The 14857-nt window shown below is 71.7% G+C and carries 11 protein-coding genes; 5 read left to right on the forward strand and 6 right to left on the reverse strand.

The annotated features are described in order from the left end of the window. Positions 1-191 precede the first annotated feature (191 nt). Positions 192-1571, forward strand: a complete 1380-nt coding sequence (locus ACZ7J0_RS01100) for a sugar transferase (protein ID WP_470882882.1) — start codon at positions 192-194, stop codon at positions 1569-1571. An 18-nt stretch (positions 1572-1589) separates the two neighbouring features. On the opposite strand, the gene ACZ7J0_RS01105 is transcribed toward ACZ7J0_RS01100, so the two are convergent. Further along, positions 1590-2534: a GDP-L-fucose synthase family protein gene (locus ACZ7J0_RS01105; protein WP_470882883.1), complete on the reverse strand. Its 945-nt coding sequence runs from the start codon at positions 2532-2534 to the stop codon at positions 1590-1592. 89 nt (positions 2535-2623) lie between these two features. Between ACZ7J0_RS01105 and gmd the strand changes: the two genes are divergently transcribed. From gmd to ACZ7J0_RS01120, 3 genes are all read left to right on the forward strand, one after another. After that, positions 2624-3637 (forward strand): GDP-mannose 4,6-dehydratase, encoded by a 1014-nt coding sequence (gene gmd, locus ACZ7J0_RS01110; protein WP_468703318.1) that lies wholly within the window; start codon positions 2624-2626, stop codon positions 3635-3637. A 193-nt stretch (positions 3638-3830) separates the two neighbouring features. Continuing rightward, on the forward strand, positions 3831-6557 hold the full coding sequence (locus ACZ7J0_RS01115; RefSeq protein WP_470882884.1) for a CBM96 family carbohydrate-binding protein: 2727 nt from the start codon (positions 3831-3833) through the stop codon (positions 6555-6557). Positions 6558-6638: 81 nt separating this feature from the next. Continuing rightward, positions 6639-7322 (forward strand): hypothetical protein, encoded by a 684-nt coding sequence (locus ACZ7J0_RS01120; protein ID WP_470882885.1) that lies wholly within the window; start codon positions 6639-6641, stop codon positions 7320-7322. A 108-nt stretch (positions 7323-7430) separates the two neighbouring features. Here ACZ7J0_RS01120 and ACZ7J0_RS01125 read toward each other — a convergent pair whose 3' ends face one another. Both ACZ7J0_RS01125 and ACZ7J0_RS01130 read right to left on the reverse strand, forming a co-directional pair. Next, the gene (locus tag ACZ7J0_RS01125; RefSeq protein WP_470882886.1) at positions 7431-8546 is read right to left on the reverse strand and encodes a glycosyltransferase; all 1116 of its coding nucleotides are present in this window, start codon (positions 8544-8546) and stop codon (positions 7431-7433) included. After that, positions 8543-9079, reverse strand: a complete 537-nt coding sequence (locus ACZ7J0_RS01130; protein WP_470884075.1) for a WcaF family extracellular polysaccharide biosynthesis acetyltransferase — start codon at positions 9077-9079, stop codon at positions 8543-8545. The genes ACZ7J0_RS01125 and ACZ7J0_RS01130 overlap by 4 nt, the downstream gene beginning before the upstream one ends. Positions 9080-9192: 113 nt before the next feature. Between ACZ7J0_RS01130 and ACZ7J0_RS01135 the strand changes: the two genes are divergently transcribed. Beyond that, positions 9193-10713, forward strand: coding sequence for a hypothetical protein (locus ACZ7J0_RS01135; RefSeq protein WP_470882887.1), 1521 nt, complete (start codon positions 9193-9195; stop codon positions 10711-10713). Here ACZ7J0_RS01135 and ACZ7J0_RS01140 read toward each other — a convergent pair. The 3 genes from ACZ7J0_RS01140 to ACZ7J0_RS01150 are packed head-to-tail and all read right to left on the reverse strand — an operon-like array spanning position 10686 to position 14814. Continuing rightward, the gene (locus tag ACZ7J0_RS01140) at positions 10686-11921 is read right to left on the reverse strand and encodes an MATE family efflux transporter (protein ID WP_470882888.1); all 1236 of its coding nucleotides are present in this window, start codon (positions 11919-11921) and stop codon (positions 10686-10688) included. The genes ACZ7J0_RS01135 and ACZ7J0_RS01140 overlap by 28 nt on opposite strands. Further along, complete coding sequence (locus ACZ7J0_RS01145; RefSeq protein ID WP_470882889.1) at positions 11918-13612, reverse strand: tyrosine-protein kinase domain-containing protein; 1695 nt, start codon at positions 13610-13612, stop codon at positions 11918-11920. Before ACZ7J0_RS01145 ends, ACZ7J0_RS01140 begins: the two co-directional genes overlap by 4 nt. Further along, positions 13609-14814 carry a glycosyltransferase family 4 protein gene (locus tag ACZ7J0_RS01150; RefSeq protein ID WP_470884077.1) on the reverse strand — a complete coding sequence of 402 codons (1206 nt, stop codon included), beginning with the start codon at positions 14812-14814 and terminating at the stop codon, positions 13609-13611. Before ACZ7J0_RS01150 ends, ACZ7J0_RS01145 begins: the two co-directional genes overlap by 4 nt. Between the last annotated feature and the right edge of the window lie 43 nt (positions 14815-14857).

The raw sequence follows: 14857 nt of genomic DNA on the forward strand, positions 1-14857 counted from the left end.
CGTGTGTTTGTCGTACTGTTCCGCGTTGCGACAGATGTTCATCGATCAGGGGGTTGATGAACAGGATGTCGAACGTCAACACGTGCCGGGGGGGGTACATGTGGCATGCCCGTACAACTGAGACCGCTGCGCCTGGAGAGACCAGGTCCAGACCGGTCCACCCACATCCACGCGCCAAGGCGCGCTGGTACATGCCCGCCGCGCTCACGGTGGACATCGCCGGTGTGGGACTGCCCGTCGCGCTGATCCTGCGCGCCGAGCACCAGCCGTACGCGCTCGTCTGCGCGTTCGCGGCCGCCGTGGCCTGGGGCCTCATACGCCTCGTCCGTCACCGGTATCTCCGCAGGGAGCTCGGCGAGTCGCGCGGCAGCCTGCCCGTGCTGCACGACTGGCTCATCCTGCTGGGCGTGCTCGCCGTGCTGCGGGCCGCCGCCGATCTGCACCACCCGCCGCTGCTCTGTCTGCTGGCGCTGCTGCCGGCGCCCGTCCTGACGCTCGTCTGCCGCAAGGCGACCTATCACCACCTGGTCGCGGCGCGGCGCGAGGCGCAGGTCGTCACGCGGGTCCTGCTGCTCGGAGAGCCGACGGCCGCGGGCGATGTGGCCGAGCATCTCGCCGGGCGCACCGACCATCCGTACGTGGTGGTGGGCATCGTCGCGATCGGCGAGGGTCCGGTGCGGACCGGTGCGCCGGTCGCCGCCCGGCTCAGCCCCGCGATGCCCGGCGCGCCGGACGAGGACACCGCTCCCGTCCTGACCGCCGCGCGCGAGCTGGAGGCCGATGTCGTGCTGGTCGCCGCCGGCGCCCTCATGGCGGGCGAACGGTTGCGCAGGCTCTCCTGGGGTCTGCACGACGCCGGGGCGGAACTGGCGCTCGCGCCGGGGCTGGTGGAGTTCGCCGTCAAGCGGCTAGAGACCACGTCGGCGGCCGGGATGGCGCTGCTGCGGGTCGCGCCGCCGGTGCGCAGCGGAGTGCAGCCGTTCCTCAAGTCCGTCATGGACCGGGCGGGCGCCGCGCTGGGCCTGATCCTGCTGTCGCCGCTGTTCCTCGCGATAGGGGCCGCCGTGCGGCTCACGTCGACGGGCCCGGTGTTCTACCGCCAGGAGCGCATAGGCCAGGACCGTGTGCCGTTCGTGATGTGGAAGTTCCGGACGATGTTCCTGGACGCCGACGCGCGCAAGGCGGAGCTGACGCAGGCCAATGAGCACGACGGGCTGATGTTCAAGATGCGGCGCGATCCGCGGGTCACCCGGGTCGGCCGGCTGCTGCGCCGCACGTCGCTCGACGAGCTTCCCCAGCTGATCAATGTGCTCTGCGGTTCGATGTCGCTCGTCGGCCCGCGCCCGCCGCTGCCCGAAGAGGTGGCGCGTTACGACGAGGTGGAGCACCGGCGACTGACGGTCCGGCCCGGAATGACCGGCCTGTGGCAGATCAGCGGGCGCTCGGACCTGTCGTGGGACGAAACGATTTCCCTTGATCTCCACTATGTGGACAACTGGTCGTTCACCAGCGATGTCGATGTGATGGCCCGTACGCTCCGCGCCGTCGTCGACGGTCGCGGCGCGTACTGACGGGCCGTGCGCATGAGGTCAGTTCTGCTCGAGCCACCAGGCGTACGTGGAGGCGATGCCGTCCCGCAGCGGGATGCCGGGCTTCCAGCCGAGGCCGGTGAGCCGGGACACGTCCAGCAGCTTGCGCGGGGTGCCGTCGGGCTTGGTCGTGTCCCAGGCGAGCTTTCCGGTGAAGCCGGTCACCTCGGCGACGGTCTCGGCGAGTTCGCGGATGGTCAGGTCCTCGCCGCAGCCGATGTTGACCGGTTCGTTCCCGTCGTAGGAGCCCAGCAGCACGGCGCAGGCCGCCGCCAGGTCGTCCACGTGCAGGAACTCCCGGCGCGGGGTGCCCGAGCCCCACAGCTCGACCTGCTCGCGCTCCTGGGCCGCGGCCTCGTGGAAGCGGCGGATCAGGGCGGGCAGGACGTGGGAGGTCTCCAGGTCGAAGTTGTCGCCGGGTCCGTAGAGATTCGTCGGCATCGCCGAGATGTAGGACGCGCCGTACTGCTTCCGGTACGACTGGACCTGCACGATGCCGGCGATCTTCGCCAGCGCGTAGGCCTCGTTCGTCGGCTCCAGCGGTCCGGTCAGCAGCGCGTCCTCGCTGATCGGCTGGGGCGCGAGCTTCGGATAGATGCAGGACGAGCCGAGGAACAGCAGCCGGCCGACGCCCGCGGCGTGCGCTCCCGAGATCACGCTCAGCTGGATGCGCAGGTTGTCCTCGAGGAACTGCACCGGGAAGGTGCTGTTCGCCATGATCCCGCCGACCTTGGCGGCGGCGAGGACGACGGCGTCCGGCCGGACGTCCTTCAGGAACGCCTCGGTCGCGGCCCCGTCGCGCAGGTCCAGCTCGTCGCGGCCCCGGGTGATCACCTCGTGGCCGTCGGCGGTCAGCCGCCTGGCGACGGCGGATCCGACGAGGCCTCGGTGGCCCGCCACGAAGATCCGGGCGTGCGTGGGCAGGTACGGCAGCGATGCAGTCATGGACGGGATCATGCCAGGCCCCGTTTCGCCGCTGGGGGCATACCCCGCTTTTTTGTACGAATGACACTCTCTTTCTGGGGGAAACCCGCATGAGCAAGACAGCACTGATCACCGGCGTCACGGGACAGGACGGTTCGTACCTCGCGGAGCTGCTGCTCTCCAAGGGCTACACGGTGCACGGGCTCGTGCGGCGCTCGTCCAGCTTCAACACCGAGCGCATCGATCACATCTACCAGGACCCGCAGCAGGCGAACCGTTCGTTCGTGCTGCACCACGCGGACCTGTCGGACGGCGTCGCGCTGGTGAACCTGCTGCGTGACATCCAGCCCGACGAGGTCTACAACCTGGGCGCGCAGTCCCATGTCCGCGTGTCCTTCGACGCCCCGCTGTACACCGGCGACGTGACCGGCCTCGGCGCGCTGCGGCTCCTGGAGGCGATCCGCGCGAGCGGGGTCGACACCCGGATCTACCAGGCGTCGTCCTCGGAGATGTTCGGCGCCACGCCGCCCCCGCAGAACGAGGGAACGCCGTTCCACCCGCGCAGCCCGTACGGCGCCGCCAAGGTCTTCGCGTACTGGACGACGGTGAACTACCGCGAGGCCTACGGGATGTTCGCCGTCAACGGCATCCTCTTCAACCACGAGTCCCCGCGCCGCGGCGAGACCTTCGTCACCCGCAAGGTCACGCGCGCCGTCGCCCGGATCAAGGCCGGTCTCCAGGACCGCCTCTACATGGGCAACCTCGACGCCGTACGCGACTGGGGCTACGCCCCCGAGTACGTCGACGCGATGTGGCGGATGCTCCAGCAGGACGAACCGACCGACTACGTGGTCGCCACCGGCGTCCCGGCCACCGTGCGCCAGTTCGTGGAGACGGCCTTCGCCCACGCGGACCTGGACTGGGCCGAGTACGTGCGCTACGACCCCAAGTACGAGCGCCCGAGCGAGGTCGACGCCCTGATCGGCGACGCGAGCAAGGCGAACGATCTTCTTGGCTGGAAGCCCACCGTCCTGGTGGAGGAGCTGGCACGGATCATGGTCGACGCGGACATCCGCCAGGTGAACGATCAGCTGGCCGGCGCCACCGTGCGCATCGACCGCTGACCTGCCCTTTCGCACACGCGGCCGACTCGGGACACCTGGGGCGGCCGCTCACCGGCGGGCCACGCGCTCATCCGAGATACCGGATTGGTCAAGTGGGGCGCCGGGTCCGTCATTTCATCGTACAGTTCGCATTCACACATCGAATGTGCACGAATTCTCGCCACATTGAACTGGGCTCACGCCTGGGGGGAACATGCGTAAATCCTGGGGGCTCGCCGCTGCCCTCGTCCTGACGGTTGGCGCGGCCGGGGTCGGAGGGTGGGCCCTGGCACCGCAGGCGGAGGCAGTCACTCCGCCCGTGGCCTTCACCGCGGACGATCTGCCCACCTGGCAGACCAACGGCATCGTCTGGGCGCTGGCCCAGACGAACGACACCGTCTTCGTCGGAGGCACCTTCTCCGAGGTCCGCCCGCCCGAGGGTGCCACCGGCACCCCCAAGAGCGCCGTCAACTTCGCCGCGATGAACGCGGCGACCGGGGCGCCCACGTCCTGCACCCTCTCCTTCACGGTCGCCGAAGGCACCGCGACCGTCCGCACCCTGGTGGTCTCCCCGGACCAGAAGACGCTCTACGCGGGCGGTTACTTCGGCGCGGTCAACGACACGCCGGTCAGCAGCCTCGCGGCGATCGACATCGCCACCTGCGCGCCGAAGGCGAGCTTCACGCCGAGCTTCCCGGCCACCGTGCGCGCTCTGGCCGTCACCGACACCACCGTGTACGCGGCGGGCGACTTCGGCTCGGTCGAGGGCCAGACCCGCGAGCGGTTCGCGGCGGTGAGCACCTCCGGTGCCCTGCTGCCGTTCACCGCCAACGCGGACGAGCCCGGTCGCGCCATCGAGGTCACGCCGGACGGGAAGAAGGTGCTGCTCGGCGGCGACTTCTTCAGCGTCAACGGCTCCAACTCGCACGCGCTGGCCGTGGTCGACGCCACCTCCGGCGCGGTGACGAAGGCGTACCCCAACGGCTTCATCCCGTCGAACTCCGTCGTCAAGGACATCGAGACCGACGGCACCGGCTTCTACACCGGCAACGAGGGCACGGGCGGTGGCGTCTTCGACGGCCGTATCGCCTTCAACCTCAGCGACTTCGAGCAGCGCTGGCGCGACACCTGCCTCGGCGCCACGCAGGCCGTGAAGTCGTACCAGGACGTGCTCTACAGCGCCTCGCACGCACACGACTGCTCCACGGTCGGCGAGTTCCCCGACGGCGCCCGGCACCACCTGCTGGCCCAGCCCACCACGAGCACGGGCAAGCTCGGCTGGTTCCCGGACACCAACGACGGCCTCGGTGAGGGCATCGGCCCGCGCGCGTTCGCCATCTCGGGTTCCGGTGCCACCAAGTACCTGTGGGTGGGCGGCGAATTCACCACCGCCAACGGCTCGGCCCAGCAGGGTCTGACCCGGTTCGCGAGCGGACCCGACACCGGCGCGCCGAGCGCGCCGCAGGTCGGCGCCGCGAGCATCGCGCCGAACCAGGTCCACGTCCGGTGGCGCTCCAGCATCGACCTTGACGACAGCAAGCTGACGTACCGGGTCTACCGCGACGGCTCCAGCACGCCGATCCACACCGTCGAGGGCGAGTCGCTGCTCTGGGCGCGCCCGCAGGTCTCCTTCAAGGACACCTCGGTGCAGGCCGGCAAGACCTACAGCTACCGGGTCACCGCCTCGGACGCCGACGGCAACACCAGCGCGCTGTCCGCCAACGCGACGGTGACCGTCCCCACCTCGGAGGCGGCCTACCCGACCCAGGTGATCGCCGACGGCGCCAACCTGTACTGGCGCTACGACGAGTCGACGACGCCGTTCGCCGCCGACTCGTCCAACGCCAACAACAACGGTCTGTACGTGAACGCGCCGACGCTGCGGCAGACGCCGCCGGCCGTCACCGGCCCCAGCACGGCGGTCGCGCTCAACGGCACGGACGAGCAGATCTACAGCGACCGGCGGATCAACTCGCCCGGTTCCTACACCATCGAGACGTGGTTCAAGACGACCACCAACCGCGGTGGCAAGCTGATCGGCTTCGGCAACAACACCGTCCGTAGCAGCAAGAACTACGACAAGCACCTGTACATGACGAACTCCGGCAACCTGGTGTTCGGTGTGTACAGCGGCAGCACCCGGACGCTGACGACCCTGGGCACCTACAACAACGGCGCCTGGCACCACGTGGTCGGCACCCAGAGCCCGAACGGCATGACCCTGTACGTCGACGGCAAGCGGATCTCGTCCAACAGCGTCGGCAGCAGCCAGCAGTACTCCGGTTACTGGCACGTGGGCGCGGACAACCTGTCCGGCTGGCCGTTCAGCCCGTCGAGCACGTTCTTCGCCGGTCAGATCGACGAGAGCGCCGTCTACCCGACCGCTCTCACCGCCCAGCAGGTGGCCAAGCACTACTCCCTGGCCTCCGCCCCGGCGGACACCGTGGCCACCGTCACCGCCACGGAGGACAGCTACGTCAACGCGGGCGCCGCGGCGACCAACTACGGCACCTCGGGCTCGCTCGCGGTCCGTGGCACCTCGGCGTACGAGTCCTACCTGCGGTTCACCCTGCCGCAGGCCCCGGCCGGCACGGTCCTCAAGAACGCCCGCCTCGCGGTGAAGACCACCACGATGACGGGTGCCGGCACGACGGACGACGTCAGCGTCGTCCCGGTCACCGGTGCGTGGACCGAGTCCGCCGTCACGTACAACAACCGTCCGGCACTGGGCACCTCGCCGGTCGGAACGCTCAGCGGGGCCACGGACGGCTCGACCGTCTACTCGGCCGTACTGGACCCGGCGGCCCTCGCCGGGGAGCTCGGCGGCTCGTACAGCCTCGCGCTGAAGAGCACCGGCACGGACCCGCTGTGGCTCTGGTCGACGGAAGCCGCGGCAGCGGAGGGTACTCCGCAGCTGGTGCTGACCTTCGGCGCCCCGTAACACCCACGCCGAGTCAGTGACAACAGGATGCGGGGCCCGGACATCCGGGCCCCGCATCTCCCGTACCACAGGAGCCCTTTCATGCGTGCCTTCCACCGGCGTCCGGCGGCGGCCGCGGTCGTACTGACCGCCGCTCTGTTCTCCCTGGCCGCCTGCTCTTCCGACAGCGGGCCGACCGCGTCCGCCTCCCCGCGCCCTCCCGCCGCCTCGCGCGGCGCGGCCGACGCGCTGGACGAGGCCGAGGCCACTCCCACCCCCAGCGCCGGCGCCTCCAAGGAGGGCGCGGTGCTCCCGGACCCGAAGCTGACCCCGGCCACCGGGTCGTTCACCTCCGCCCAGAAGAAGTTCCTGAGCGGACGAGTGCCCGCGGACATGGACCCCGCGGCGGTGCTGCAGACCGGGCAGGAGTCCTGCCAGCGTCTCGAACGCACCGCGAAGCGGGACCGGGACGCCGCCATCGGCGCGATCATCGCGGGCGAGATCCCGGACGCCGAGGCCGCCACCACGCATCTGTGCACGGCACAGAAGCCGCTGGTGACGGCGGCCGCCAAGGGCTTCCCCGACGGCACGGAGAAGAAGCCGGCCGCCGGGACCTACCGCGCGCTGACCACCAACTCCGCCTGCACCTGGCGGGCACTGGGCAGCGGCGGCAAGGTGCTCGCCTCCGGTCCCACCACCGGCGCCACGGGCAAGATCACCGCCAAGGTTCCGGCCGGCACCCGGGAGTTCGTCTCCACCGGGTGCTACGCCTGGCTGCCCGCCTGACGAAGCGGGCCGTCCGAGTCACCGGGCCGCGCGTCCTCATCGGGGACGCGCGGCCCGTTCGTACAGCGGCCCGTTCGTCCATCGCGGACCGTTCGTTCATCCGAGGGGTCAGGGCCGCGCGGCCCGTTCGTAGACCCCGAGGAGGGTGTCGAGCACCGACTCCATCGAGAACGCCTCCGTGGCCAGCTTCCGGGCCGCCGCGGAGGCGCTGTCGTTCGCGGCCGGGTCCAGCAGGTCGAGCACGGCGGGCGCGAGCCCGGACGCGTCGGTCACGACCCGCCCGGCGCCCGCGTTCTCGATGTCCCGGGCAAGGCCGTTGGACGTGGTCACGACCGCCGGCGTGCCCACCGACAGGGATTCCAGTACGGACATGGGGAAGGGCTCGTCGACCGAGGGCAGCACATAGACGTGCGCCCGGCCGAGCTCCTCGCGCATCCGCTCGGACGAGAGCGCCCCCGGGCAGGTGACCCGGTCGCCGACGCCCAGTTCGGCGATGAGCGCGTCCACGGACGCGCGCTCGCCCTCGTCGGGTCCGGCCACCACGAACTCGGCGTCCGGGTGGGCGCGCAGGATCTCCGGCACCGCGGCCACGAAGTCCCGGGGGCGCTTGCGGGCCTGGAGCCGGGCGGCGTAGAGGATCCGCGGCGGGCCGCTGAGCGTGGGCCGCGGGTCCTGGCCCGGGACGCCGTTGACGAGGCGTACGGCGTGCTCCAGCGGGTGCCCGACGACGGCGTCGAGGCCGCCCCGCTCATGCCCGGTCAGGTACAGCACGGCCGAGGCGCGACGCAGCACCCGGCGGACCGCCACGGCGTCCAGGACCTTGGCGAGGAGCTTCTCGCTCGGGTCGACCATGCCGTGGGTCTGCAGGACCAGCGGGCGGCCGGCGCGCAGCGCGGCCAGCGCGATCGGCAGGGTCACCAGGTCGCGGGCGAGGTGGACATGGACCACATCGGCGTCGCGCACCAGCCGGCTCGCGCCGGCGAGGAGCGCCGGTGAGGTCATGCCGCTGAAGCCGAGCGGCAGGATGTTCCGGGCCTGGAAGAGACGCGCGGGCACCCCTTCCACGTCGGTGGGCAGGGGACCGTCGAAGCCGTCTCCGAGGGCGGCCAGGCGGACCTGGTGGCCGCGTTCGGCCAGCCCCTGGCAGAGGTTGAGGGCGACTCGCACCGGCCCGCCGAAGGCGTGGGTCGGGCTGTGCAGGGTGACCGCGTGCAGGACTCTCATGCGGGCTTCTCGATCTGTCGGCGGCCGTCGGCGGTGTGCAGGGTGAGTTCGGGCAGGTCGCGGTGGAGCGTGGTGCCCGCGGCGACGACCGCGTGAGGGCCGACGGTGACGCCGGCGAGCACCGTGGCGCGCGCGGCGACCCAGGCGCCGTCCCCGACGGTGATGGGTGCGTTGCGGTAGCGGAAGTCGACCGCACGGTGGTCGTGGCTGCCGGTGCACAGCAGCGCCTCCTGGGAGACGCAGACATGGGCGCCGAGGGTGATCGGCTCCAGGTTGAGCAACCAGGCGCCCTCGCCGATCCAGGTGTGGTCGCCGACGGTCAGCTTCCAGGGCCACAGGACCCGTACCCGGTGGCGTATCAGGACCCCTTCGCCGATCCGGGCGCCGAAGGCGCGCAGCAGCGCGACCCGGAGCCGGGCCGGGCAGAACCAGGCCATGAAGACGGCGTTCATCACCGCGAACCAGAGGGCCTGCGTCAGTTTGCCGCGGCCCTTGTCGTATCCGGCCAGCGTGAAGGCCGTGAGATTGCGCATCATCCACCCCACCGGCGCCTCCCCTGGCGCCCGAACGCTCAGACTAACGGTTGACCGAAGGTGACGGTGAGGGCGTCGGTAGACTGCCGGGGGGTGACTTCTCAGGGGGCGGCATGGCAACGGATGTGCGCGGTACGGCGGGGCCGTCGGCAACGGCCCGGGGCGCCTCCGCGCCCGTGCCCCCGCCGCCGGTACTGCTGGCTCCGCCGGTGTCCCCGCGGACGCTGCTCTCCCGCGCCGCCTCGGTGCCGCTGGCACTGGGTCTGACCGTCTTCATGCCCCTGCTGGTCGCGGTCCAGCCCGGCTCGGGCGTCCGTGACGCGGCGTACTACCTCCAGATCGCGCTGACCATGTACGCGGGCGCCCGCCTCTCGGCGATGATCCTCACCAACCGGCGCAAGCTCCTGCAGGGCTCGTTCTGGCTTTTCGTCTACATGGCGATGGGGGTCGCGCCGCTGGCGCAGGCCGTCCTCGGCCGGGTGCCGACACCGGTCGTCGGACCGCGTTCGGACCTGACCATGGCCGTGGCGCTGGTCCTCGTCGGCTGCGCCGCCTTCGACGTGGGTTCGCTGCTCGCGCGCGGGCGGCCGGGCGGAACGGGACGCGGGGCGCGGCGCCCCGCGCTGGCGCACCGCCGCAGGCTCTACCTGCTGGTGCTGATCGCCTTCGCGTGCAGTGGGTTGTTCGTGATGAAGCTGGGCGGCCCGGCGGTGTTCTTCAGCAGCCGCCAGGAGATCATCGCGGGTATCGAGGAGGCGGGAGTGTCCCAGGCCGACTCGCAGGCCGGTCAAGCGCTCCTGCGCGGCTTCGGGACGGTCCCCGCGCTCATCGCGCTGCTGGCGTACAGCCGTTGGCTGGTCACCTCCTGGCGGGCCCGCCGCTCCCCGGTGGTCATCGGTGTCTTCCTGGCGCTGGTGGGGCTCAACCTGGTGGTCAACAACCCCATATCGAATCCGCGCTACTGGTTCCTCACCGTCATGTTCGCGCTGCTGTTCACCGTTTTCCCGGTGAGCGCGGCGATGTACCGGTCGGCACTGAGTCTGGGCGTCATCATGGCGCTGGTCGTCTTCCCGATCTCCGACCGTTTCCGGTACGACGAGAAGAACTACAAGCCCGTCGAGTCGACCTCGCTGCTCGAACCCCTGGCGATGAAGGACTACGACCAGGTCGGCATGTTCGCGAACACCATCACCTTCGTGGACTCGGGGGCCCGGCACCGGTACGGGCGTCAGCTGGCCGGGTCCGTGCTCTTCGCGGTGCCCCGGTCGGTCTGGCCGGGCAAGCCGCGCGACACCGGCGTGATGGTCGGCCAGTGGATGGGGGCGGTCAACACCAATCTGTCCTCGCCCATCTGGGCCGAGCTGTGGATCGACTTCGGTCCGCTGGGCATGGCCGGCGGTATGGCCGCGATGGGCTACGCCGCGGCGCGCGTGGACCGGCGGTTCGCCGCCCGGGGCACCCGGCGCGCGCCGCCGGGCAGTCTGATCTCGCTGGTGGTGCCGCTGGTGGCGGGCTATTCGTTCATCCTGCTGCGCGGTCCGCTGCTCCAGGCCTCGGGCCGGGTGGCGATCGCGCTGATCTGCATCGCGCTCATCACCACCTGGCGTCAGGACAAGGGCGCCGTACTGCGCTGAGCGTCACTCCGCTCGCTCTCGGGCGCTGTTCGGGCGACCCGCAGCCAGGCGGCGACGGCCTTGAGCGCGGAGCCCGCGGCGAGCCCCCAGGCGGCGCCGAGCGCGCCGGCGACGAGATAGCCCGCGAGCATCAGGGCGACGGCGAGGGCCGAGAAGACGACCTGGACGGAGAGGGTGGAGCGCGGGCTGAGCACGCGCAGGGTGACCAGGGCGCAGGTGCCGAGCGCCATCACGGCGTACTGGGTTCCGGTCGCCGGCAGGAGCGAGGACGCGGAGTTCCAGGTCGCGCCGAGGAGTTGGCGGCCCAGGTGGTCGGGCAGCGCGTACAGGACTGCGGCCCAGCCGAGCGCGACGGTCGCGAGGACGCCACCGAGGGCGGCCGCGGCGCGGCTGGTGGCGCGCTTGGAGCCGAGCCGGCCGAGGACCGGCGGTCCGAAGGCGTTGACGGAGGTGAAGAGCACGTTGAGCGGGCCGAAGAGTGTGGAGGCTCCGCGTAGTGCGCCGACCGCCAGGGGGCTCGCGAGGAGTCCGAGCCCGAGGACGGCGAGCTGGCTGGAGGCGTTGCCGACCGCGAACTCCACCACGAACCGGCGTCCGAGGTGGCCGCGGCGCAGGTAGCCGCGTACGGGCCCGGGGCGGCCCGCGACGAACGGCCGCAGCAGGGCGAGGCCCAGGAGGACGGCGGGCAGCGCGGAGAGGCCCCAGACGACGACGAGGCGCCCCGGTGAGGCGTGGTGCGGCTGGGTCAGGAGCGCGGGGACGACGCACGCCAGGCGCAGCACGTCGGCGGCCAGCGCGCGGTGCGGCTGCCGCAGTGCGGAGAAGCAGTAGCGCAGCCCGTCCTGGACGAGGACGACCGGCAGGACCAGGCCGAGCGCGAGGAAGGCGTGGCCGCCACTGCCGCCCGCGACGGCGCCGCCCAGCGCGAGTGGCAGCGCGACGAGCGCCGAGGCCGCCGCGGTGAAGGTCAGGGCGGAGCGGGCGGCGGAGCCGACCTCGTGGTCCTCGCCGCGCTCCAGGACGACCGTCTGCCCGACGAAGGCCATGTTGAGGCCCAGCAGGACGGTGAAGGTGACGTACACCAGGGAGAACGCGGCGAAACCGTCCGCGGTGGACGCCCTCGCCGCGATCACCAGGACCGCGATGTTGGTGAGACTGGATGCCGCCTGGTCGAGGACCGAGGCGGCGACGGTGACCGAACGTCTCACCGATCGCCCAGGCGGATCGAACGCAGCGCCACGGTGTCGGAGCCGTCGCCCTGGATGACCTGCTCGGGCTCGGAGGGCGCGTTCGGGGGCGCGGGCCGGTCGGAACGGCCCCGGGTGCCACCGCGCTTGGGCTGCTTGGGGGGCTTGCTGCCCCGCCCCGACGGCGGGTGGGTGACGGCCCCGAGCACGGTTCCGCCGGCTCCCGTTATCAGTTCGCGGATGCGCTGGAGGTCGGTGCGGTGGGCGCTGCGCAGATCGCACACGACCAGGACGCCGTCCACCCGGTCGACGAGCGCGAGCGCGTCGGCGTAGGCGAGGACGGGCGGCGCGAGGACCACGACGGTGGAGTTGGGCGAGTCGGCCTCGGCGATGAGCCGGGAGGCACGCGGGGAGGTGAGAGCCCCCGCCACGTTGCGGACCCGCTCGCCCGGTACGAGACCGAAGGAGCCGGACTCGCCGGCGTCCACGGAGAGATGGCGCTGGCCGGGCCAGCCGGCGTCCTCCATGCCCGCCATGTCGATGGGCTGGCTCCAGCGCGGCGCGCCGGTGGCGTTGGCCCGCAGCCGGCCCGCGAGGGTCGGGGTGCGCAGGTCGGCCTCGATGAGCAGCACGTCCTTGCCGGTCTCGGCGAAGGCGGCGGCGAGGTTGGTGGCGACGGCGACGGCGCCGTCGTTGTCGCCGCGGGGCGCGACGACCAGGAGCCTGCGGCGGTCGCCGAAGCGTTTGTCGTAGGCGAGCCGGAAGGCGACGGAGCGGTATTCCTCGCTGATGCGGGGGTCGGCGTGGTCTCCGGCGAGCAGGTTGTCGGTGGCGCCGCGCGGCAGCGTGCCGAGGACGGGGGCGCGCACGGCGCGGGCGACGTCGCCCGCGGAGCGCGGGGCGGGGTCGAAGACGAGACGGACCCAGGCGGCGAGGAGGCCGAGCGCGACGCCGACGAGTCCGCCGAGGCCGAGGCTCATGAAGAGGCTGGGGCCGTCGCTGTAACCGGGCGGCGTGGCCACGCGGATGACGTTGCCGGGGGTCATGTCGAGGGCCTTGTAGCCACTGAGACGGCCCTCGAGTTCGGTGACCCGGTTGAAGAGCTGGACCTTGGCGCCGACCTCGGCGTCGCGGGCCGCCCCCTCCTTCATCCGGTCGACCTTCTTCACCTGCTCGTCGTGCTTGCGGGCGACCTCGTCGAGCTGCTTCTTCACCCCGGCGAGCATGGCGTCGCGCAGGTCGGTCGACTGCTTCTTGCGCAGGTCGAGATAGGACTGGGTGAGGGCGTTGGCCCGGTCCGCCGCCGCCTGCGGGTCGTCGGCGGTGTAGGTGAACTGCAGCACCATGGACTGCGGCGGGTTGGTGACCTGGAGGTCCTTCTGGAGCTTCCCCAGCGTGCCGGTCCAGCCGAGGCGCTTCGCGGCACCCTCGGCGACGCTGGTGCTGAGCGCGGTCTGGCGCTCGGAGCCCATGTTGACGGTCTTGTCCTGCGAGATGCTGGGGTTGAACGGGTCGCTGGTGGGCGCGCGGAGCACGACCTGGCTGGTGGCGACGTAGGTGTCGGCGTTGGCTATGCCGAGCCAGAGGCCGCCGAGCAGCCCCACGCCTATGCCCGCTCCGATGATTCTGCGATAGCGCAGCAGCTGGCGGAACTGGTCCCGGAGCATCTCCGGTTCGTCGTTCTCCACCGACGTTGCGTACGTGGTGCTCACGTGCCCCGTACCCCCATGGCTTCCTCGATCAGAGCATCGATCCGGGCGAGGCCGGCCCGCTTGGTCAGATGGGCCTCGACATGGCGTGGCCCCTGGGCGCCGAGCGCCTCGGCGGCCGCCGGATCGTCCGCGAGTCTACGGACCGCGGCGAGCAGCGCGTCGGGGTCCTCCGGTTCGACGAGCACTCCGGCTCCCGAGCGGCGCACTTCCTGGGCGGTGCCGCCCTCGGAGGCGACGGAGGCGACGACGGGCCGGCCGGCCGCGAAGTACGAGGTCAGCTTGGACGGGACGCTCATGTCGAGGACCGAGGCGCGCTGGGTGACGGCCAGGACGTCGGCGGCCGCCAGGACGTCCGGGAATTCGTCGTCGCCCACGGGAGGCAGGAAGTTCAGGTTGGGGATGCCGGCGGCGAGCGTGCCGAGATGCTCGCGCTGGTTGCCGTCGCCCAGCAGGACCACGCGGACGGCGGGGTCGCGGCGGGCCGTCTCGACGAGGACTTCCAGGCCCTGCTTGAGGCCCATGTTGCCGGAGTGCAGGACGACCGTCTCGCCGTCCGCCCAGCCGAGCCGGGCGCGGGTCTTCTCACGGGGCTCGGTGGGCCCGGTGACGTGCGACCAGTTGGGTACGAGCCGGATGCGGCCGGGGTCGACGCCCATGGCGCGGACCTTGTCGACGAAGGTCTCGTGGATGACGCCCACCAGGGTCGCGCCGCGCAGCGCGTAGGTCTCGGCCTTGGAGGCGAGCGCGGCCGCGCGGTCGCCGCCGCGTATGCCGCTCTGTGCCGCGGCGGCGCCCATGAGGTCCTGGACGACCGGCACGTACGGGATCCGCCAGCGTGCGGCGAGCCGGGCGCCTATGACGCCTCCCGCGAGGCTGGGCATCTGCGAGAGCACGGCGTGCGGTCGGGCGATGCGCGGTGGCGCGACGAGGCCGTGGAGCAGCACGGACGCCTCGAAGGCGCCGCGCTTGAGGGCGGTCTGCCGGGGCGGGACGGTGTGCCGGCGGCGGTGGACGACGACTCCGGCGCGCTCCTCGGTCCGCCGCCAGGCGCCCGCGTAGGCGGGGTCGAGCGACCAGGACGGGTAGTGCGGCATTCCGGCCAGGACGTGCGTCTCATGACCGAGGCTCGCCCAGTGCTCGGCGATCTGGGTGGCGTACGGGCCGATTCCGGCGTGCTCGGGCGCGTAGTTGGTCGACACCATCAGGAGCCGGCGGCGCGAAGTGCCCGCTGTTTCCCGGGTGTCC

The organism is Streptomyces sp. NPDC038280, from assembly GCF_055600045.1.